This is a genomic window from Sinanaerobacter sp. ZZT-01 (assembly GCF_035621135.1).
Lineage (GTDB): Bacteria > Bacillota > Clostridia > Peptostreptococcales > Anaerovoracaceae > IOR16.
The window spans coordinates 2,798,759-2,820,172 of sequence record NZ_CP141728.1 but is presented as its reverse complement, the minus strand read 5'-3'; the positions used below and the strand labels follow the sequence as shown (position 1 = coordinate 2,820,172).

The 21,414-nt window shown below is 35.9% G+C and carries 26 protein-coding genes; 5 read left to right on the top strand and 21 right to left on the bottom strand.

From position 1 onward, the window contains the following. Positions 1 to 72 precede the first annotated feature (72 nt). Both U5921_RS13685 and dapA read left to right on the top strand, forming a co-directional pair. On the top strand, positions 73 to 1,065 hold the full coding sequence (locus U5921_RS13685) for an aspartate-semialdehyde dehydrogenase (RefSeq protein ID WP_324824015.1): 993 nt from the start codon (positions 73 to 75) through the stop codon (positions 1,063 to 1,065). 24 nt (positions 1,066 to 1,089) lie between these two features. Next, positions 1,090 to 1,986: a 4-hydroxy-tetrahydrodipicolinate synthase gene (gene dapA / locus U5921_RS13680; protein ID WP_324824014.1), complete on the top strand. Its 897-nt coding sequence runs from the start codon at positions 1,090 to 1,092 to the stop codon at positions 1,984 to 1,986. 151 nt (positions 1,987 to 2,137) lie between these two features. On the opposite strand, the gene U5921_RS13675 is transcribed toward dapA, so the two are convergent. The 11 genes from U5921_RS13675 to U5921_RS13625 all read right to left on the bottom strand — a co-directional run bounded on the left by U5921_RS13675 (position 2,138) and on the right by U5921_RS13625 (position 10,833). After that, positions 2,138 to 2,263, bottom strand: coding sequence for a hypothetical protein (locus tag U5921_RS13675; RefSeq protein WP_324824013.1), 126 nt, complete (start codon positions 2,261 to 2,263; stop codon positions 2,138 to 2,140). 11 nt (positions 2,264 to 2,274) lie between these two features. Continuing rightward, a complete protein-coding gene (rpmF, locus tag U5921_RS13670; protein WP_324824012.1) occupies positions 2,275 to 2,457 on the bottom strand; it encodes a 50S ribosomal protein L32 in 183 nt (60 codons plus the stop codon). Positions 2,458 to 2,589: 132 nt separating this feature from the next. Continuing rightward, on the bottom strand, positions 2,590 to 3,792 hold the full coding sequence (locus U5921_RS13665; RefSeq protein ID WP_324824011.1) for an acetate kinase: 1,203 nt from the start codon (positions 3,790 to 3,792) through the stop codon (positions 2,590 to 2,592). 177 nt (positions 3,793 to 3,969) lie between these two features. Beyond that, the gene (locus U5921_RS13660) at positions 3,970 to 5,193 is read right to left on the bottom strand and encodes a nucleotidyltransferase (RefSeq protein WP_324824010.1); all 1,224 of its coding nucleotides are present in this window, start codon (positions 5,191 to 5,193) and stop codon (positions 3,970 to 3,972) included. Next, positions 5,162 to 6,322, bottom strand: a complete 1,161-nt coding sequence (locus tag U5921_RS13655) for a nucleoside recognition domain-containing protein (protein ID WP_324824009.1) — start codon at positions 6,320 to 6,322, stop codon at positions 5,162 to 5,164. Before U5921_RS13655 ends, U5921_RS13660 begins: the two co-directional genes overlap by 32 nt. A 73-nt stretch (positions 6,323 to 6,395) precedes the next feature. Beyond that, positions 6,396 to 6,929 carry an ATPase gene (locus tag U5921_RS13650; RefSeq protein WP_324824008.1) on the bottom strand — a complete coding sequence of 178 codons (534 nt, stop codon included), beginning with the start codon at positions 6,927 to 6,929 and terminating at the stop codon, positions 6,396 to 6,398. Continuing rightward, complete coding sequence (gene coaD, locus U5921_RS13645) at positions 6,926 to 7,429, bottom strand: pantetheine-phosphate adenylyltransferase (RefSeq protein WP_324824007.1); 504 nt, start codon at positions 7,427 to 7,429, stop codon at positions 6,926 to 6,928. Before coaD ends, U5921_RS13650 begins: the two co-directional genes overlap by 4 nt. Beyond that, complete coding sequence (gene rsmD, locus U5921_RS13640) at positions 7,426 to 7,983, bottom strand: 16S rRNA (guanine(966)-N(2))-methyltransferase RsmD (RefSeq protein WP_324824006.1); 558 nt, start codon at positions 7,981 to 7,983, stop codon at positions 7,426 to 7,428. Before rsmD ends, coaD begins: the two co-directional genes overlap by 4 nt. Positions 7,984 to 8,090: 107 nt before the next feature. Then, positions 8,091 to 8,291 (bottom strand): alpha/beta-type small acid-soluble spore protein, encoded by a 201-nt coding sequence (locus U5921_RS13635; RefSeq protein ID WP_324824005.1) that lies wholly within the window; start codon positions 8,289 to 8,291, stop codon positions 8,091 to 8,093. 95 nt (positions 8,292 to 8,386) lie between these two features. Continuing rightward, on the bottom strand, positions 8,387 to 10,429 hold the full coding sequence (recG, locus tag U5921_RS13630; RefSeq protein ID WP_324824004.1) for an ATP-dependent DNA helicase RecG: 2,043 nt from the start codon (positions 10,427 to 10,429) through the stop codon (positions 8,387 to 8,389). 8 nt (positions 10,430 to 10,437) lie between these two features. Beyond that, positions 10,438 to 10,833 (bottom strand): Asp23/Gls24 family envelope stress response protein, encoded by a 396-nt coding sequence (locus tag U5921_RS13625; protein ID WP_324824003.1) that lies wholly within the window; start codon positions 10,831 to 10,833, stop codon positions 10,438 to 10,440. A gap of 190 nt (positions 10,834 to 11,023) precedes the next feature. On the opposite strand from U5921_RS13625, the gene rpmB reads away from it, so the two are divergent. After that, positions 11,024 to 11,215, top strand: a complete 192-nt coding sequence (gene rpmB / locus U5921_RS13620) for a 50S ribosomal protein L28 (RefSeq protein WP_206459164.1) — start codon at positions 11,024 to 11,026, stop codon at positions 11,213 to 11,215. A gap of 117 nt (positions 11,216 to 11,332) precedes the next feature. On the opposite strand, the gene U5921_RS13615 is transcribed toward rpmB, so the two are convergent. The 10 genes from U5921_RS13615 to U5921_RS13570 all read right to left on the bottom strand — a co-directional run bounded on the left by U5921_RS13615 (position 11,333) and on the right by U5921_RS13570 (position 19,890). Then, a complete protein-coding gene (locus tag U5921_RS13615) occupies positions 11,333 to 11,602 on the bottom strand; it encodes a hypothetical protein (protein ID WP_324824002.1) in 270 nt (89 codons plus the stop codon). 130 nt (positions 11,603 to 11,732) lie between these two features. Beyond that, entirely contained in the window at positions 11,733 to 11,933 is a 201-nt protein-coding gene (locus U5921_RS13610) for a hypothetical protein (protein WP_324824001.1), read from the bottom strand. A gap of 256 nt (positions 11,934 to 12,189) precedes the next feature. Then, entirely contained in the window at positions 12,190 to 14,448 is a 2,259-nt protein-coding gene (locus U5921_RS13605; protein WP_324824000.1) for a HAMP domain-containing sensor histidine kinase, read from the bottom strand. Then, positions 14,417 to 15,109, bottom strand: coding sequence for a response regulator transcription factor (locus U5921_RS13600; protein ID WP_324823999.1), 693 nt, complete (start codon positions 15,107 to 15,109; stop codon positions 14,417 to 14,419). The genes U5921_RS13605 and U5921_RS13600 overlap by 32 nt, the downstream gene beginning before the upstream one ends. A 137-nt stretch (positions 15,110 to 15,246) precedes the next feature. Then, positions 15,247 to 15,792 carry a GNAT family protein gene (locus U5921_RS13595; RefSeq protein ID WP_324823998.1) on the bottom strand — a complete coding sequence of 182 codons (546 nt, stop codon included), beginning with the start codon at positions 15,790 to 15,792 and terminating at the stop codon, positions 15,247 to 15,249. Between the two features lie 120 nt (positions 15,793 to 15,912). Further along, positions 15,913 to 16,431 (bottom strand): hypothetical protein, encoded by a 519-nt coding sequence (locus U5921_RS13590; protein WP_324823997.1) that lies wholly within the window; start codon positions 16,429 to 16,431, stop codon positions 15,913 to 15,915. A gap of 13 nt (positions 16,432 to 16,444) precedes the next feature. Next, on the bottom strand, positions 16,445 to 17,233 hold the full coding sequence (locus U5921_RS13585) for an RNA-binding protein (RefSeq protein WP_324823996.1): 789 nt from the start codon (positions 17,231 to 17,233) through the stop codon (positions 16,445 to 16,447). A gap of 101 nt (positions 17,234 to 17,334) precedes the next feature. Continuing rightward, complete coding sequence (locus tag U5921_RS13580) at positions 17,335 to 17,994, bottom strand: HAD family hydrolase (protein WP_324823995.1); 660 nt, start codon at positions 17,992 to 17,994, stop codon at positions 17,335 to 17,337. 129 nt (positions 17,995 to 18,123) lie between these two features. Continuing rightward, positions 18,124 to 19,287, bottom strand: a complete 1,164-nt coding sequence (locus U5921_RS13575; RefSeq protein WP_324823994.1) for a DUF362 domain-containing protein — start codon at positions 19,285 to 19,287, stop codon at positions 18,124 to 18,126. Between the two features lie 72 nt (positions 19,288 to 19,359). Beyond that, positions 19,360 to 19,890, bottom strand: a complete 531-nt coding sequence (locus tag U5921_RS13570; protein WP_324823993.1) for a YcxB family protein — start codon at positions 19,888 to 19,890, stop codon at positions 19,360 to 19,362. A 183-nt stretch (positions 19,891 to 20,073) separates the two neighbouring features. On the opposite strand from U5921_RS13570, the gene U5921_RS13565 reads away from it, so the two are divergent. Together U5921_RS13565 and U5921_RS13560 are read left to right on the top strand one after the other, a co-directional pair. After that, positions 20,074 to 20,721 (top strand): DUF4397 domain-containing protein, encoded by a 648-nt coding sequence (locus U5921_RS13565; protein ID WP_324823992.1) that lies wholly within the window; start codon positions 20,074 to 20,076, stop codon positions 20,719 to 20,721. A gap of 202 nt (positions 20,722 to 20,923) precedes the next feature. Then, on the top strand, positions 20,924 to 21,373 hold the full coding sequence (locus U5921_RS13560) for an Hsp20/alpha crystallin family protein (protein WP_324823991.1): 450 nt from the start codon (positions 20,924 to 20,926) through the stop codon (positions 21,371 to 21,373). Positions 21,374 to 21,414: the final 41 nt, after the last annotated feature.

The following is a 21,414-nucleotide window of genomic DNA, read 5'->3' as shown; positions in this document are numbered from 1 at the left end:
GATATAATGGAAAAATATAATTACATTAACAATTCAAATCATATTGAATATACATGATAGGAGGAAACAATTATGAACAAAAAACCAAATATTGCAGTCGTAGGTGCCACAGGGCTCGTAGGCAGTACTTTTTTAAAGGTACTGGAAGAAAGAGATTTTCCGTTTGAAAATCTTTATTTTATGGCTTCTGCTAAGTCCGCAGGAAAAAAACTGTCCTTCCGAGGGAAAGAATATGTTGTTGAAGAATTAAACGAGCATTCTTTTGATAAGCCAATTGACATCGCTCTATTTTCCGCAGGCGGCACTGCAAGTGAAAAATATGCTCCAATTGCTGCTGCTCACGGAGTAACCGTAGTAGATAACAGCAGTGCTTGGAGAATGGATAAAGAAGTACCTCTTGTTGTTCCTGAAGTAAATCCAGATGATATTTCTTGGAATAAAGGTATCATCGCAAATCCAAATTGCTCAACCATTCAAGCAATGGTTGCTTTAAAACCGCTTGATGAACACTTTAAACTAAAGCGAGTTATTTACTCAACTTATCAGGCTGTTTCCGGTTCTGGATTAAAGGGCATCAATGATTTAAAAGAAGGTTTAAAAGGAAATGACGTAAAACAGGCATACCCTCATCCGATTGCTGGAAATTGTCTGCCTCAAATTGACGTATTTCTTGAAAACGGCTATACAAAAGAAGAAATGAAAATGATCGATGAAACTCATAAAATATTAGGTAGAGATGATATCAAGGTCACAGCAACAACTGTTCGTGTTCCTGTCTTCGAAAGCCACAGCGAATCCATTAATCTGGAATTTGAAAAACCATTTGAAATTGAAGAAGTGAAAAAAATATTAGCAGCGGCTCCGGGCATTGTTGTTATAGATGACATCGAAAACAGCCAATATCCCCTTGCAAGAGACGCTTCTGGTAAAGATGAAGTTTTTGTCGGAAGAATCCGCAGAGATTTCAGCGTAGAAAACGGAATCAACCTCTGGGTTGTCGCAGATAATATTAGAAAAGGCGCAGCAACCAATGCTGTTCAAATTGCCGAATTATTAATAAAGTAAAGTTCGGAAGGAAGGGATGTCTATATGACATTATTCTCAGGTGCCGGTGTTGCACTCGTTACGCCATTTTCAAATGGAAAAGTTGATTTTCCAAAACTTGCAGAACTCATTGAATGGCAAATTTCTCACGATATTGATGCAATTATTTCTTGCGGCACTACGGGAGAAGCCTCAACACTTAGCGATGAGGAACATATAGAAACCGTCAGATATACAATCAATAAGGTGGCCGGCCGAGTACCAGTCATTTCCGGTTCAGGAAGTAACGATACCGCCCATGCAATTGCTATGAGCCAAGCACTTCAAGACGTTGGAGTCGATGGTCTTTTAACGGTTACACCTTATTACAACAAATGTACACAAGAAGGACTGATAAAACACTACACTGCCATTGCAGATCAGATAAAGATTCCTATGATTCTATATTCTGTTCCGGGAAGAACTGGTGTAAATATCAGTCCTTCTACTGTTTCTGTGCTCTGCCAGCACGAACACATCGCTGGCATTAAAGAAGCGAGCGGTGATATGTCGCAAGTTGTAGAAATTGCAAAGCATGTTTCCGATCAATTTGCATTATACTCCGGTAATGATGATATGACTGTTGCACTTCTCTCTATGGGAGGAATTGGCGTCATTTCTACAACGGCGAACATCATTCCAAAACAAATGCATGCAATGGTTAAAAATTATTTAGATGGTCACGTAGAAGAAGCTTGTAAGATGCAACTGGAAATGAAATCACTGATTGATGCTATGTTCATAGAAGTCAATCCAATCCCAGTTAAGGCAGCACTTCACCTTATGGGAAAGATAGAAAAGGAATATCGTTTACCAATGTGTGAACCATGCGAAGAATCTCTAAGAAAAATAGAAAGAGAGTTGACCGCCTACGGCGTCCTTCCTCCCTATTCTTGTTCATAGATTTATTCTTTAGAAGCTGCTCTTATTTCTCAAGCTAAGAAGCAATAGCAAAGTATCTTTTATTTCATTTTATTCATTAAAAAAGTTTATAACAGCATTTCCTATGACATAAAAAATAACCGCTAACTAAATATAATAGCTAGCGGTTATTTTATTGTCTTCTTTGTGTTTTGATTTCTTCTAATACTTTTAATATCTTGTTCAGCGTAGATTGTATCGATGCCAAGATGATAAGTACTACGGCAACAACAAAAATGATGAAGCCATCATTAACCATACCCATATCCTCTATGCTTCCGAAGCTACGACTTCCTTACCATCATAGTAATTACAATTCGGACAAACTCTATGAGGAAGCTTAGGCTCATGGCACTGTGGGCATACAGATAATGCTGGTGCTGACATTTTCATGTTAGGAGATCTTCTCTTATCTCTTCTGGCTTTTGATGTTTTTCTCTTAGGTACTGCCATTCTTGACACCTCCTTTGTTGGTTAAATTTCCATTTTATCACTTAATTTTTTCTAAACTAACTACTAAATTATATAGTCAAGCCGTTTACTTGTCAATACTTATTTAATTTGTTCTCTAAAAGAAACAAACAATTATTCTTCACCATTTACGATTTCCAGCGTATCTCTCGCAATCATTAATTCCTCATTTGTCGGAATCAGCAAAATTTTAACTCTAGAGTCATCGGTACTGATTACAGTTTCTTTTCCTCTAACCTTATTTTTAATTAAGTCAAGGCGAATCCCTAAATTGCTTAAATCCTGACAGATGATATCGCGCATGCCGATATCATTTTCACCGACTCCGGCAGTAAATACGATTGCATCCACGCCATTCATTTCAGCCATGTAAGCACCGATATAGAAACGAACTTTATGTGCAAACACTCTTTGTGCTAACTGTGCTCTCTCATCGCCTTCCTCGGCTGCCTTTTCAATATCTCTGAAATCACTGCTCAAGCCAGAAATACCGAGCACTCCTGACTTTTTATTTAAAATATTGTTCATCTCACCTTGAGGAAGGTTTTCTTTTTGACGAATGTAAGTAACAATTGCCGGATCAATATCGCCGGATCTTGTACCCATTACCAAACCTTCAAGAGGAGTAAAGCCCATACTCGTATCAACACAAACTCCACGTTTAATCGCGGATACACTTGCACCATTTCCTAAATGGCAAGTTATGATTTTTAATTCTTCAATCGGCTGGCCCATCATTTCAGCAGCTCTGTTTGCAACATATTTATGACTGGTTCCGTGGAAACCATATCTTCTTACTTTATAATTTGTGTAATATTCATATGGAATTGCATAAATATAAGATTCCGGAGGCATAGTCTGATGGTATGCTGTATCAAATACACCTACCATTGGTGTATTTGGCATCAATTCCTGACAAGCACGAATACCTAAAATATTAGGTGGATTATGCAAAGGTGCTAAATCAGTACACTCTTCAAGAGCATCCATAACACTTTCTGTAATTAAAACGGAAGACGAATATTTTTCTCCTGCATGCACGACACGGTGCCCCACAGCACCAATTTCATCCATTGACTTAGCAACGCCCTGTACCGGATCGATAATTGTGTTTAGCACATGTTCGATGGCATCTTTATGATCCTGCATCGGTGTCTGAAGAATAAACTTGTCCATTCCTTCCTTTTCATGCTTCAACACAGAACCTTCTATGCCGATTCTTTCAACTAAACCTTTGCATAGCAATGATTCGTTGTCCATCTCTAAAACCTGGTATTTCAAAGATGAGCTGCCGCAATTAATGACTAATACCTTCATTTTATTATACTCTCCTTTATATTGTTAAATTATTCTCAATCCCCTATAAAACAGAACGCCCCATCTTTCGATGTGGCATTTAAACTGAGGATTTTTTCAAAACAATTTGCTCCTATAGATTATAGACCATTTTTCATAAAAAATCCAGTATTTTTTCATAGAAAGGCACTAATTGCACTATTTCTTGTAATATGGAGCCATTACAAAGTCGGATTTGCTGTAAATCGTATCATAAAAAAGCAAATTATAAAGATCAGAAGCTAAAATATCGTATTGAAGCAAGAGGTTAGAGTGGTAAGTTCTAACTTCTTGTTTTTTTAAATTCGCAAAAATCGGAAAGTCTGCACAGTTTGTCTTTTTCAAAATATGCAGCAGTTCCACCCCTTTTTTATTAAATCCAAGAACTCTTCCATACATCATTTGTTCTCTTTTTATCCTCTCATAATCCGATCTTTTAAAGTTTAATAAAACATGCAGAAGTATTCTTTTGATTCTTGTCTCCGTATAACGCTTGCTTTTTACACGGGCAATTAACTCATCCATGTTCTTTGAAAGTAAGACGGCTTGTTTCATTCGGTTTTCCAGACCTTCGGTGATCGAATAAATTTCACTTAATTCACTCTTACTCATTGTGTGCAGTTTATAAAGAAGCATTTTATCCAATTGTTTTTTCTTATGTTCTGTATGAGATGAGCCAAAACGAATTACATTTAATGTTTCGTTCGGCAGAAAATCTGCAATTCCATCTGTCTGATATGTTTGTTTCCATTTTTTTCTAATTGCAGTAGCACTCGCAAAATTTCCATCTAGATTCAAGCTTTTATATCCGTTATCCTTCCTCTTTATTGTCCACGGCTGCATGGCTTGTCCTATCATCATCCACTGTTTTAAGTACTCTACCGCTAAAATGTTATTTGAGTTTTGAAGCAAAGCATCCTCTAGATCAATCCCACATGCGCACAAAGCTTTACTCCTAGCCGCAGGAAAAGATAGCCCTGTTTTTAATAAAGCATTTATTTCTTGTCGATATTCCACTGGTTCTTTGAGTAAAAAATCTGCAATCTTTTTTAAATCATCTAAATCTCCGCTTTCACTGCCGAAAGAAAAATCCGTTACGCATCCTAGTCCATCTAATAAGCGTACGGCACCATAAGCAAATTCTTCTGCATTATTGCACGCAAAAACAAAAGGGAGCTCCAGCACTAAATCCACGCCGTTATCCACGGCCATTTTTGCTCTCTCCCACTTATTCCAATCAGAGAATTCTCCTCTCTGCATAAAATTTCCGCTCATCACACAGACACAAAAATCCGCACCGATACGCTCAGATGATCTTTTTAAATGATATAAATGCCCATTATGAAAGGGATTATACTCTGCTATGATCCCCAGAATCCGCATAGGTCTCCTCCTTCTTTACAATCCATTCATTTAGTCCAATCAATAGTAAAATTAACAGTATCATCATTATAACCATTTTAGTCGAAAATAACAAACCATATGCAATGCTAAAATTCTCATCCGTTAATGCTCCTGCAAACAAGCCAACATCAAGGGTGCTCTTAATACAATGCGGCGCCATCAGCAAGGCAAGGATTGCTGAAATCATTCCATGAGAAAGTTTCAATTTTAAATAAGTCCAAATCCGAATTCCAGTTCCAGTTAACAAACTCATTGATTGTGCCATAATGGATAGCCCGCCAAAAGAAATTAAAAATGAAGCAACCGCACATTTGATAACAGAAGAAACCCCCTCAGCTGCAGCAATGCTGTTACAGCCTACAGTCATCTCAAAAAAACCTCGAAATAAGCTTTTGCCTATTTGATTTGGAAACAGTTGAATCAATCCGCAAAATTGCATGAAATCCGTTAATAAACAGAATAAGACTAAATAACCGCAAATGATGCCCAGCGTACGAAGTGCGGATAAAATAGCTTCTGTAAAGCAAACAAGTAAATTAGGGTAACTGTTCTTCCCCAGGCTGCTTTGTGAAACCGTTCGTGAATTCAACCCATGATGTATTGAAAAGCGCTGCGGAATATTGCAAAATAAAATTCCATTTAGTATAGCACCTATATAATGGGAAAGGGCAATTACTGTACCGAGCGCTGCGGAATGAAGCATGGAGACTCCTACCGTCCCAAGTAAAAATAACGGCCCAGAGGTGCTGCAAAAAGAGAGCATTCGAACTGAATCTTGCTGCGTAATCTGCTTTTCCCTATATAAATCTGAAATTAATTTTGCTCCCATCGGGTATCCCGAAGTAATACTGACTAGAAATACGAATGCAGCATGACCCGGCACATGAAAAACAGTTCGAAACAAAGGTTCAAAATATCGGCCAATGATTCTAGGCACGCCAAGAGACACCATAAAACCCGCACAGATGAAAAATGGCAGCAGTGCCGGTACAACCGAGGTGGCCCATAAAGAAATACCCCTGCTGGCAGATTCCAAAGCAATTTCAGGAAACAGCATCATAGCAATACAGCCGACACCTGAAAAGATGCCGGCCGCTATGTAATTCATTCTTAAATTTTTTAAATACACATATCTTTTCATATCAAAAGCTATGCGTTTTCTATGTAGAATATGCTATATTTTAAGATTCTTCGCTTTCCATTTGTGTACGATAAATCATATCCTTAATTTCATTTCGGTTTGAAGAAATCGTTCCATTAATTTGATCAAATGTATTTTGCAGATTATTAAACATATCCGTAAAATAGATTGCATTCATCTGCTCCATCTTATCTTGAAAATTGTATAAGATGCTGTCAATATAATCAAACGTACTCATTTTTAAATTGATCGCATTTGCACTTGCGACTGACATAATCTCATCCGCACGTACTTTTGCTTTTGAGGTAATATCATCGTTTTCAATCAAAGACTCTGCTTGCATTTTAGCATCCTTCAGTATCGTCTCCGCTTCCCCCTTCGCTTCATCTAAAATGCGCTGCCTTTCATCTTTAATCCATTGCGCTTGTTGAATTTCATCGGGAAGTTCAATGCGGATTTCTTTTACAATTTCCAATATTTCTTCGGCATCCACCAAGATTTTTCCTGTCAAAGGAAATCCAGAGCTTGTATCTACAATTTCTTCAATCTCCTCCAATAATTCTAATACCTTCATTTTCCAATCCCTCCCGTTTTATCTGCCAATTTTTTTTCCATACACTCTAAAATTACATCCGGAACCAGACCCTTAATGTTCCCCTTTAAAGAAAAGACTTCTTTTATCATACTGGAACTAATAAAGGAATAGTCCGGGCTAGTCATTAAAAAAATGGTCTCAACATCTTTTTTAAAGAGCCGGGCATTCATCTGCGCCATTTGAATTTCATATTCGAAATCCATAGTGGCACGAAGTCCCCTCACCACGGCTGAAATTTCATGCATATTTACATAGTCAGCTAAAAGTCCACAGAAGCTATCCACGTTTACATTTTTTAGATGGCTTGTCGCCTTTTTGATCATACCCACTCGCTCTTCTATCGTGAAAAAAGGTATTTTAGATTTGTTCTCAATGACGCCTACCACTAGCTCGTCGCAAAGCTTTGATGCACGATTAATAAGGTCTAAATGCCCGTTCGTAATCGGATCAAAAGAGCCGGTGTATAAAACTCGCTTCATTCAATATCCTCCTGTGCGACATAAATCGTAATGGCGATGTTCCCATATTCCTTTTGTTTTAAAATACGAAAACCAGCTAACGAATCCGGTAATTTTTCCTTGGAATCATGCTCTGCAACAATTACTCCATCCCTCTCTAATAAATCCAAATCAAAAATCGTTTGCATACAATCCACAAGAACACCATCCTGATAAGGCGGATCTAAAAAAAAGACATCTATTTTATTTGAAATACGGTCAAGCACCTGTTTATAATCGCCAGGCAATACCACGGATTGCTCTTCAACCTTACAATAAGAAATATTCTGCCGAGTTAATGCAAGACTTTCTCTTGAACGATCTCCGAAATAAACTAACTCTGCTCCCCGGCTGATCGCCTCTAAGCCTAAGTTTCCAGTCCCCGAAAAAACATCTGCTGCAATAATACCTTCTCCAATGTATCCAGCAATCATGCTAAAGATTGCCTCTTTTACTTTATCTGATGTCGGTCGAATTTGCCGATTTAACGGCGTGTATAATCGCCGACCTTTTAATCTACCTGAAATAATGCGCAAAAAATCGCTCCCTTCTTTCTATTATTTTAGCATATCTGCAAAAAAAAGCAAATAAATATCCAGCAGTTCATACTGCTGGATATTTATTTTTTTGAAAAAAAATTGTTTTATTTTCCTGACATCTGTTGTTCAGCCATTTCAACTAACTTCTTAGTCATATAGCCGCCTACATAGCCGTTCTGTCTTGCAGTTAAGTTACCCTTATCCATAGTGTTGTAGTTTGCAAGACCTAATTCGTTAGCTACTTCAGTCTTCATGTTGTCTAATGCCGGTTTTGCATTGACGTTCATTTTGCTCTGTAATGTCATTTGTAATCACCTCCTGTTACGTTATTATGTTATCCCCAGAAGATGAAAGTATGTAATGTAATAATTTCTTATACTGGCTAGTTTTGGAACATTGCTCAAATTCCTATATTTTCAACGTTTTCAAACATTTTTTCAATTTTCATACGCAAAAGAGCATGGTCAGGTTCCTTTAAAAACGGATCACATTCCAAAATAGAAATTGATTCTTTTTTTACCGTTTCCAATATTCTAATATGTTTCCCTAAATCAGCAATTTTTAATTCGGGTATTCCATGTTGGCGCATACCAAAAAATTCACCCGGTCCACGCAGCTTTAAATCTTTTTCTGCAATAAAAAAGCCATCATTACTTTGTGCCATAATTTTTGCCCGCTCTTTTGCCAATTCATTTTTTTGATCAGCAATTAATAGACAGTAGGATCGTTCGGTGCCTCGCCCAACTCGTCCACGCAATTGATGAAGCTGAGCTAGTCCAAAACGTTCTGCATTTTCAATCAGCATAACCGTTGCATTCGGTACATTGATGCCAACCTCAATTACAACCGTTGCAAATAAAATATCTAGTTCGCGCTCATAAAAAGCTTGCATGATTTTATCTTTTTCCGATTGTTTCATTGTTCCATAAAGTAGTCCTGCACGAATTTGAGGATATTTTATCTGAAATTCTTCAAAAGCAGAAACGGCAGATTGACATTCCATGGTTTCTGATTCTTCAATCAAGGGGGCTACTACATAAGCCTGCCGTCCTTGCTTTACCTCTGCTATTAAAAAGGCATAGGCTTGCTCCCTCTGCATAGGAGATAATGCTTTTGTTTCAATGGATTTTCTTCCGGGTGGCATTTCGTCAATTACAGAATAATCTAAATCTCCATATAAAATAATTGCCAATGTGCGGGGTATCGGAGTCGCTGTCATGACCAAAACATCCGGATGCTGTCCTTTTTCCGTTAATAAAGTTCTTTGATTCACACCAAACCGATGCTGTTCATCAGTAATAACCAAGCCTAAATTTTTAAAAACTACTCTTTTTTGAATGAGAGCATGTGTACCAATAAGAAGTTGGATGTTTCCTTGCTCTAGCTCAAAAAGAACCTGTTTTTTTTGTTTTTCTGTGAGGCTTCCTGACAAGAAGCCAACTTTCACGTTAAACGCATTAAATTGTTCTTTTAAGCCCTCATAATGTTGTTTTGCCAAGAGTTCAGTCGGTGCCATCATCGCAACCTGAAATCCGCTTTTTACGGCTTTAAAAATAGAAACGGCAGCAACGGCAGTTTTACCAGAACCAACATCTCCCTGTACAAGACGATTCATTACATGGCTTGATTCCATATCTTTATTTATTTCAGAGATTACTCGCAGCTGTGCTTTTGTTAAAGAATAAGGAAAGCTTCTTATAAAATCTAAAACATTGATCTGATCTGAAAAAGAAATGCCCTTCTGCTGCATAGTCAAACAATTTTTTGTCAGCATCAAACCCGTTTGTAGTAAAAACAATTCATTAAAAACAAGGCGGAATTTCGCTTCTTTTAGTTTTTGCGGTGACTGCGGAAAATGAATATTCATCATTGCATATGTAAAACTGCAAAGTCTATTTTTTTTGATTATTTCCTCTGGTAAAAACTCATTTAATTGTGCAATAAATGGTTTTATTGCGGCTTGCCATTTGCGCAATTCCTTTTGTGTCAATCCCAAGGTAAGCGGATAAATTGGTAAGATCTGATTCTCCGTCTTTCCCTCAAAGATATGAAAATCCGGTTGGATCATTTGCAAGCGTCCATTTCGAGAAGCTATTTTTCCGAAAAAAATATATTCTTGATCTCTCATCAGAGTCTTTTCTAAATATGTCATTTGAAAAAATACAATTTCAATCGCTCCAGTAGAATCTTCCACCAAAATGCGAAGTATTTGTTTTTTTCCAAAATTTTTTCTGCTTTTAATTATTAACTGTATCTTTGCACATATAACTGCATTTTCCCCTTCTTTTAATAAATCTATACTTTTCAAGTTTCTTCGGTCTTCATAATCTCTCGGATACAAAAACAATAAATCTTCAATAGATGAAACACCTATTTTTTTTAAAGCCGCTTGTTTTTTCGGTCCGATTCCTTTCAAATTCTTAATTTCACTTTGCAATTCCATGAAAAGCCTCACGTTTCTTTCTTTATTTCTATATTTCGCCGTGCAATTTGTTTTGAGAAAACTCCTGTAATCACGACTGAGACACTGTTCACAGGAACGCCTGTCCCTTTTTCTACTTCATTTTTAATTTGTTCAATAATTAACTCTGTTGTCTTATTTATGCTGCTTCCGAACCGAATTAATACATAAATACGAATATCAAATCCTTTTTTTCCATTTACGATCTCAATGGTTCCGCCATCTTCTTTTCCGCTAACGCGTGCAATAAAATGGTATATTTTGCCTTTTTGATTTGCAATCAATACTTTTCCTGCAAATGTTTCCATAACTCTTATTATAATTGCAGCAACCGCTTCTTTAAAGAGCGTTATCGTTCCATTCTCTGTCTGAATCTTATATAACACAGTTTCGCCCTCCTATTTTTCTTATTTTAACATATTTTTTTTGTGTATATGGTCTATTTTAAAAAAAAGTATTTTACAGTTGGAAATTTGTATGCTATAATGACATTTGTTCGATGCGTAAATTAATTGCTTTAAGCATTTGATAAGAAAAACTTACGTCCCACTGGGATGAAAGAAGGAGGTGCAGCAGATGTCAAGAAAATGCGAAATATGTGGTAAGGGTCAAGTTTCCGGTAATAACGTGTCCCACTCCAATAGACATACAAGAAGAAAATGGAACGCAAACATTCAAACAGTAAAAGTGAATGAAAACGGTACGGTTACTCGTAAAAACGTATGTACAAGATGCATCAGATCGAACAAAATTACAAGAGCCATTTAAAAATGAAATCACAATTAAACCTGCACATCGCAGGTTTTTTTACTTGCATTCTTATTTTATGCAGATTTTAAAAAAACATAAAAAATATTCCTCATATATAGAAAAAGTAGGCATAGCCTACTTTTCTTTTTCTTCTAAAGATTCTGTTGTATTGTTTTCCATTTTCTCATCCTTATTTGCAATGGATTCCGATTCCGAAACTGGAATAACTGTTTCCTTCTTGTCACTTCCATGCGCTTTGATATAAATCTTAGCAACCTTAATTCCATAAAACATCATAATTATGAAAAAAACCAAGGCAACTATACATAGTAAGATGCTGACAAACGATACAATCATCGTAGCAATCTGTACATTTTGTAAAAATAAATAAATGCCGTCACTCATCAATTTTGTGACCTCCTTTTTTAATAATTCCTTTTCATTATATCGCTTGCATCTCTGCCTGTCCAATAGAATTGGGAAAAAACATGTCTTTTCACCAAATCTTTATCTTTTGTTCTCTTCTCTCACGTAATTAACACCGAAATAGTTTATAACCGCAGAAAATCATGATAAATCCCATAATAAGTAACCATATTTTAGAAGGCAATAAAAATGCACAAATTGTAACAACCCCAATAATCAATAAGATCAGACCAAACAGCTCAATTTCACCTGATCTTCTATAATACTTCTTTTTGCAATTACAATTATGATTTCCCGTGTAATTTCCCATAATACTGTCCCTTCTTATGCCTAACCATTCATTCCTCCAAAAATTAATAAGATTAACGCTGTGATCATAAGAACAAGCAGCGCATACCATACACCAAGTGGTATGATTCTCACTATAATCATAGCACCGATTATAGCCAATATAATGCCGAGGAACCTGGTTCTATTTTTACTTCTCCTTATTTTTCTCAAAAAAACCACCCACTATAGTCTATGTGGGTGGCAAAAATTTGTGCTAAGAATTTTAGATTTTAAAATTAACCTTCAAAGTTCATCTCGAGTTCTTTCGAATCCAGCGTCAAAATCGCTTTAAATAAATCACCATCAATTAAAATATCAAAATCAGCCCCTTGTATCTGCATTAAATCTTTTGCAATCGAAAGTCCTAGCCCGCTGCCTTCGGTGCTTCTGGAGGTATCTCCTCGCTTAAAACGTTCCAGTAATTCTTCCGCAGGAATATTCAGGGGATTCTCCGATACATTCTTGATCTCTATAATCGTTTTTTTAGATAATTCTTCACCAACTTCTTCTCTTATATCAATATATACTCTTGAATTTTTCTGTGCATACTTAATAATATTTCCAAATAGATTTTCTACCACACGCCAGAGCAATTGTCCGTCAGCTAAAGCATAATATTTTTCTTTCTCTGCTTTAATAATTATTTCTAATCCTCTCTTTTCAAAGCGGTCATTCATTTCTCCAAGCCCCTGATTAATCAATGACAGCAATTCAACTTCGTGCATGTCAAGAGGTATATCTCCGCTGGAAGCTTTTGCCGCTTCAAACAAATCCTCAGTCAGTTTTTTTAGACGAATACTTTTTTGGTCTAAAATCTCTAGATATTTAGGTGCATCATCGGAATCAAGGCCTTCTTTTTTCAACAAGTCTACATAGGTAATAATAGAAGTCAACGGAGTTTTTATATCATGTGATACATTTGAAATCAATTCCGTTTTCAGTCTTTGGTTTTTCAATTCCTGTTTTACTGCCACATCAAATCCTTCGGAAATGTCGTTAATATCTTGTGCCAACCCTTCAAACTCTCCTAAAGCATTTCCATTTAACTTAATTTTATAAGATAAATTCCCATTTTTCATCTCATGTACGCCTTTTTTTATTTCTTCGTATTGCTTTATAGCTTTAATACAATATAGTAATGAGATAACCAAAACAACTGGCATCATTACTACACTGGCTGAAAAAAGACACATCGCCGCAAGGAGGAATGCCACCTTTCGAGTTATATTGCTCCCGTAATATAATTCTTTAACCGTAGTAAATACGGATTTTACAATACGCCATAAAATGAAATCCGAGAAAAAGCGCTTTGCTTTTATTTTTCTTGCCATGCTCAGAATAAAAAATAAACCAAATGCTGCCAATGCATATGCAATCGCATAAAACGCCAATATAATTGGTGAATATGGATTCCCATAGTATTCTACCATATTTAAAAATTCATCAAATGCGCTTATGGTTAAAGCTCCTCCGATTATTAAAATCAGAGTAATGAGAATGAGTTGTATTTCCGTAGACCAACGGTCTATTTGGTACAAAATAAGAGTCCCATCTTCTCTTTTTTTTCCAGTCGTAACCAAAAGATATACAAATAATGCCACTGTCATGAATAAGCAAAATAATATGATACCAATATAAATTATAATCTGACTTCGAATTTCTTGAAATAAAGCACTTTGATTTTTTACATATTCATCATCATAGGCCATGTAAAGCAAACTATCTTCTGCAGAATTATCATATAAATGGTTTTTAATCCGGTCTTCCCAATAACTTTGTATCCTATTCGTTTGTGGGTGGCTAAAGTATTCTCCCTTAAGGTATAGACGATATGCATATTGTTCTTGAAAAAATTCCCGTATAGCATAATCTGATGCATATTTTGTTTGATCAAGATTTGTCAAAACATGATCTCCATTCTCTGCATAGTAAGAAAAACCCTTTATTTTATTTAAGTAGAGGATATCATCTCGATATTCTCTCAGATCTCGTTCGATCAGCTGATTTTTTAGTTCTTTAATTTTAGCAGCATAAGATGTCTCAAACAGCTTTCTTGCATCTTTATTATCATAATCCAATACGATTTGCTCATTTCCATCTTCTACTACATAGGCATCATAGCTCTCGTTGTAATAACGATATCCGAAATTCTGGTTAAACTCATTATTAAATAATGTTCTTTTCCTATGTTCCAGCTCATTCGGATCAATCGTATTTCCCATCTTAATATTTTCTTCACTCTTTAACCATTGAACCGTATCAACAAGAGTAAGCATCTTTTGATAAAAACCCAGTTCAAAAGAATTACTTTCTGTATAATTTTTTGAAGAGAGTAAATCTAAAGGATCATCAACATATATGCCATCGTCCTGATTTATCAATAATATAACCGCCATAGATTGAATCAATACTGCGATAAAAAAAGCAGCACAAAGTAAAAAAGCAATTACCTTTCCAAATGAATTATGACCGAATTTTTTCAATTTTATATCCAATTCCCCACACCACCTTTAAATATCTTGGATTTTTCGGATTTATTTCTATTTTTTCACGAATTCTTCGAATATGGACGGCTACTGTATTTTCCGGATTGTAAGCGGGTTCCTTCCAAACCGCTTCATAAATTTGCTCCATTGAAAATACTTTTCCAGCATTTTTAGTCAATAATTTCAGTATTCCATACTCGATTGGTGTTACCAAAACCTGCTCATCATCCAGAGTTATAGTCTTTGTTTCATCATCCACCAAAAGTCCACCTGATCGATAAGCTCCTACCTTTTTTTCCATACTTCCAAGGTTTACATACCGCCGCAGCTGTGACTTCACTCTTGCGATTAGCTCCAAAGGATTAAATGGTTTTGTAATATAGTCATCTGCTCCAAGGTTTAATCCTGTTATTTTATCATAATCCTCTGATTTTGCTGAAAGCATAATAATTGGAATATTCTTCGCTTCTCGTATTTTCATTGTCGTACGCATTCCATCTAAGCGTGGCATCATGATATCCATAATTACCAGGTGTACTTCATTTTTATCGAGAATGTCCAAAGCTTCCATACCATCATATGCCTTTAAAATAGTGTATCCTTCATTTTTTAGATAGACTTCAATTGCTGCTACGATTTCTTGGTCATCATCACAAACTAATATATTCATTTCATAATCCTTTCTTTTTATTAAAAAACAAGTACCCCCTTTTCTTTATTAGAAAGCGAAAGGCTTACACTGCTTTCCTAATTAAGAGGATACTCTTCATTTCTTACTAAACGCTTTATAAAATTCTTAATATATTCTTACAGGTTATCATTCCTCATATTTTTAAAATACTCAGAACGAAGCATGGACATTAAATGTAGATCCACATATTTCCCATCTTTTTTTCCTGCGTGACGTGCAATTCCTTCATACTGAAATCCTAATTTTAAATATAAATGAGCCGCTCTTTTATTCTCCGGTACATGATCAAGCGTAACTCGTTCCATATGCAGATAAATAAAGCAATATTCCAATAATAGACGTAAAGCTTCTTCACCTAAGCCCTTTCCGCGATAAGAATCCTCTCCGATATAAATGCGGGTAATGTCCAATGAGTCAGCATGTTCATCCAGCCTGCTGATAAAAATACGGCCAATCGGCTTATCTTCATCTTTCTTGACAATCGTAAATTGCAGCATGCTAGAATCCAAAGCTCTAACTGCAAATTCCTGTGCGATTTCATTATAGTCTCTGCCTTGACTAATTGTAAAAAACTCAATAATATACGGTTGCTCCTCCCACTTTGCAAACAATGTGCAGTCTTCAAATATAGAAGGACGTATGATTAGATGATTTGATTGCATAGCTGCCTCCTGTCATTATTCCGTTTTCCTTTCACGGTATTTTAATACTTCAATCTAAAATTACTTTATCATATTTGTAGATAAAAAGGAAGAAAAAGCGAAAGACTGCATACACCAACATTAATTCGATACAATTGCTAAAATTAATCCGATTGCAGCAAGCAAAAGCTTTAACCAATTGTAATCCTGCTTTTCCTCTGAATGATCCAATTCCTGATTGCCAGTCTCTTCATATTCTGCATCATTCCCCTCAGATTCTTTTACCGGAAAATTCTTTTCCGTTTCCTCTTCTCTATCTTGTATCATGCCTGCTTCATTTTCTTCAGCGAGGGGGTCTTCATCCATAAAGGTTTCTTCGCTCCATTCCTTTAGCCTCTGCACCGAAGCCTTCATTGATGACCTGAATTCACTTACATGCTTTTTCACTGCCTCCTGATCTGTAAAATCTCTCACCTTGTTTTGACCAGAAAGGGCTTTGTCTTTCACATCTGAAATTTTGGAAGTAATTTCCCTTTCTAGGGAAAACGGCTCCAAATCACCTAAATATTTTGAGTTCAATCTCTTTTCCCACTTTCCTTCAAGCGGATTATAAATTGCATCTCTTTTTACGAATGCAGAAGGCTTATTTCGTTCCATCATCAACTCTCCCTTCTTAGAGATACCGTTCTAAAATGATAAAAATTCTATCTTTTTTAGTTTCTTTTCCAATCTCTTTTAAGATCGATTTCCCCTTGCCCCGAAAAACAAGCTTATCACCTTGTTTCATAAGAAACTCCGGCTTCATTTTTTGTATTCCGTTAACAAAGATGCTTCCTTTCAATACTGCTTCTGACGCCTTTGACCGAGACAATGAAAATGCAGAGGCCACTAGATTATCCAACCGCAAAGAAGCGACCGTGTCCTTAATTTCTACCCGTTTTCCTTCCGGCACAACCAAATTCTCTATAGGAGACAGCTCTGTCTTTAAACGCATGTTTGCAGCTTTTTCAAAGTTTAGCACAAGGAAATTTGCAATATCTTTAAATGTAATAATGTCACAGCCTTTTTCCCGAACCAAAATATCCCCTATTTTTTCTCTTTTAATTCCTAAGCTCAAAACAGATCCCAGATAATCTCTGTGCGTAAGTTCCCTGTGTCCCTCATAGGTTATATGTAAAAGGGCTAAAGGATTATCTTCTGGATTTGTTTTGAAATAATTTATGATGCCATTGTTTTCTTTCAGTAAAACGTAATCCGGCAAAAACAGAATGATGTTGCGTTCCGCATCCTCATATCCGCCATAAAGTACATAGTGAAATACCTTAAGATCCTTGCAATAAGACTCAATTATATTTCGTTGCCGTGTATCAAAGAACAGGGAGTATGTCATTCGATATTGTTCATTGCACTGGCATATTTTATCTTTTATTCCCGCTATTAATATTTGATCTTCTTTTATCATATATCAGCATGCTGTCCTTTTCATTTTTATATTATAGAATTTCGAATTTTTTAGTGTCTTTAAAAAACCAAGACCTATAACCGATAGCTTTTTTAGGATCTCTATAATCCTTCATCCAATAAATTTAACAATTCTTTTGGTTCATCAATAATATAATCAGCACCAACCTGTTTTAAAAGCTCCCTTGTTCGGTATCCCCATGTCACACCTACGCTTCTTAAATCTGCATTTTTAGCAGTTAAAATATCCACATCTGAGTCTCCTACCATAATCGCACTGAAAGGCTGACAATGCAATAATTCCAAAATCCTTCTCACTCCATCCGGAGCAGGTTTTTTGGGAATTCCTTCCGTTTCTCCAAGATAAGCATTAAATAAGCCACTAAAGTAATGTCCTGTCAGTGTACCTACGGCTTCATGATATTTATTGGATATAACCGCCGTTCTATAGCCTCTCTTTTTTAATTCCTGCAAAAGCTCTATTATTCCTTCATACGGCCTTGTCTTATTCTCTTTGTTCTTCTCATAGTGTGCTTCAAAAAAAGTAAAGCAACGCTCTGTCTCTTCTTTCGTAGTTCCATTTGGCACAGCTCTTTCTATCAACTTCCAAACGCCATTCCCTACAAAACTACGGATCTCTTCTATACTTCTTAACGGATACCCCATTTTATTCAAGGCGGCATTTGTGCTATCACACAAGTCTTCTAAAGAATTCAGCAGAGTTCCGTCTAAATCAAATACTATGGTTTTATACTTTTTCAATTTCATTTACTCTTTCTACTTTTTAAGTTCAATAAATTTCTTTCTTGTTATAAACTTTACAGGCAATCAACTTTTTTTGCCACTTTAATTTTCTTAGACAACTTACTTTCGAGACAATCATTCTCTTTTTCAAAGTTTTGCTATAAATCGAAACAACAGCGGGCGTTTTATTTCCACTGCTTTTTTCGGACAAAGCTCCTGGCAGCAAAAGCATCGAATACATTTTCCTAAATCCACCTCTGGCCGATTTCTTTGCATTGTTATAGCTGTAGGCGGACAATTTTTATAGCAGTCTTCACAACCTATGCATTTTTCATGCAGAAAAACCGGACGCGGTTGACACGTATAATCAACTATTTTTTTTACAAATAACGGGTAATTTCCCATTAATGGATTAACCAGTTTAACGGCAGGTGCCTTAAAATCATCCAAAATAAATGATTCTAAAGCATCCCCAATAAATGTAATTTTCGAAATATCAGAGGGGCAAAGTCCGCGATCGATGCTTCTCTTGACAGTAGGAATCGACTTTGGCGCCGCCGAAATAATAGCAGAAGCGGCCAAATCCATGGAAAACGCATCCTGTGAGGCAATCACAACTCCTACGCTTCTGGGTGTTCCTGAAGTGGGCCCATCCCCTTCCATTGCAACAATTCCATCTATAAGAGAAAGCACCGGGTTAGCACAAAGATAAATATCAATCAACGCATCTGCAAAGTTCTCTGGCTCCGGACGATTTAAGTGATATTCCGCTTTTAAAGTTCCGGGAATCGTACCGAACATATTCTTTACCGCACCTGTCATCCGCATCATTCCATGTGTTTTCAATTTACTTAAATTAATTACTTTATCAACTGAGCGTAACACATCAATATTGGTTAATTTTTTTAAAAGCAGACCATTGGGGTTTTTCACCTCAGAATAATCTATATTGTAATTTAGTTCTGCACCACTTCTCTCCGCTGCTTCCTTCATACCACAAACTTGATAAATTGCGTGCAGCCGGTTTACGGTAAATGGCCCTCCCGGACTGTCTCCAATCAATACCTGCACACCTTGTTCTATTAACAGATCGGATATTGCACGCACGAAAACAGGATGACTTGTCGCTGCGCTTTCCGGAGTCTTCTTCATCACTAGGTTCACTTTAAGTAAAACCTTCTCTCCGGCCAAAACAAACAGGTGCCACCCACCTAAATTCTTTACAGATTGATCGATTACACTCTTCACCGCTTCATATTGATAATCTATGCATGAGAGTAGAGAAACCATATGATTTTTTTCACTTTGCATGAACTTTTTCCTCAATTATCTATATTTTTTTATTCCATAAATAAAATGCATTTTTGTCTCCATGCTATTTATCTAAACCGTGCGAAATCGCTCTTTAAATTGTTCCCTTAAAAGAGTCTCGATCCCCCTGCACGTTGACTGATCCATATCTTTTTTGCGAATTAAAGATGCCATTGTCTCATTATAATATAATATCAAATAAGATTTGCTGGAATAGACTCTATAAAATTGGTCATACCGTAATTTACTTCTTCCCTCTACACGAGAACTTTCTGAAATCAAATAATCCTTGTAAAAAGAAATCGTTTCGGAAGAACCAAAAGTGCCAGTGTTGTCCGTTTGTATTCTTCTTTTTTTCTTCCATTCAACCTTATAACAAAGCACCGCCAACATCAGACCTAATAGACAAATCCAAGCCAAAAAAAACAGCTTCCATTCAAAATGGTCCATGAGATAGCGACCTAACAAAGCCCCTAAACCAGATAAAAGAAACATCATAGGAATCGTAAAAATGTTTTTTCGAAATGTAGCAAAATATAAAAAATTTCTATAGTCTTCCTTCTCCATCGTTGTTTTAACGCGAAACAATGGCAATTCCTGCATAAAAAAATTCTCCTTTTCATAAAATTTAATATTTCTTTAAAAATTATACATCAATTTTCTTTCTTTTCCCAGTGTATTCTCTTTATTTAATAATACTGTAAATTAACACTTTATACCTTGCATCATATATTATACTGAACCAATCTGTACAAACAATTTTTATAAATCAAAAGAGGTGAAGCTATGAACCAATATAAAAAGTGCGAAAGAAGAGGCTGTTGCAACAATAACAGCAACCGGGTTTTAGGTTACTTCCGTATTTTTCACGCACATCCAGATGCACCAAATGTTGATATATACCTAAATGATAAAATCATTTCCGAAAACTTGCCTTATAACTCCTACTCAGGGTATTTTCCTATGTGCTGTGATGATTACAAATTAACCATAAAAATGAATGGATTCGAAAGCCCGCCTATGGTAGTTGATCTTTTAACGATAAGTGAAAATGAGATGCAGACGATATCTTTGATTAAAACAGAAGAAAAAGCCGGATTATTAAAAAATCTCGATGATTCTAACGTGACTGAAAAGAATACATCCATGCTGCGTTTTATCCATCTCTCACCGGATGCTCCTGCAGCTGATTTAACTTTACCCGATGGAACCATCATCTTTGAAAATATATCCTATCAAGAATCCACACCTTATCTTTTAGTTCCCTCTTCCTCCTATACACTTCACATACGTGAAACGGGAACACCGAATGTTCTACTGACTGTTCCGGATTTAACATTACATGGAGAAAAATCTTATTCATTAAATGCAACTGGCCTACTTGATGGATACCCTAAATTAGACTCTCTTATACTATTAGATGACTTTCATTAACATAAAAAGTCTAAGATGTGGAAATGCGAATATCTGATTCCGTTATTTCCACTTTTTATATTTATATATAATTTGATTATGATTTTTTAATTTTTTTCAAAAAAGTATTGACAATATAAAAAGAATGATGTACTTTAATAATATATTTAGCACTCACCGACATAGAGTGCTAACAAAAAAATATTTTTAAGGAGGAATCAGTATGTATGGATTAACACCTTTTAACAAAAATCAGATGCAAAGAAGAGATGGTCATGATTTTGTAGACTTCTATAACATGTTTGATGACTTTTTTAACAATAACCTCTTAAATGCTAAAAGTCTGAGAAATGATACGTTTAAGTTAGATGTCAAAGAAGAAGATACATCCTACATTGTCGAAGCAGAAATGCCAGGCGTAAAAAGAGAAGATATCAAATTAGATTATCAAAATGATAATCTAATCATCAGTGTACAATCAAACGAGGAAATTAAAGAAGAAAAAGACAACTTTATTCATAGGGAACGAAGAAGCACTTCCATGCAGAGGGCTATCTATTTAAAAGATATCAATGCACGTGAAATTGACGCTGCGCTTCAGGATGGAGTCCTCAAAATTGTACTTCCAAAGACAGAGCCTACAGATGCTCGATTACAAATTGAAATAAAATAGAAAACGAAAAATCACTCTAGCATAAAAATAAGCTATCTCCA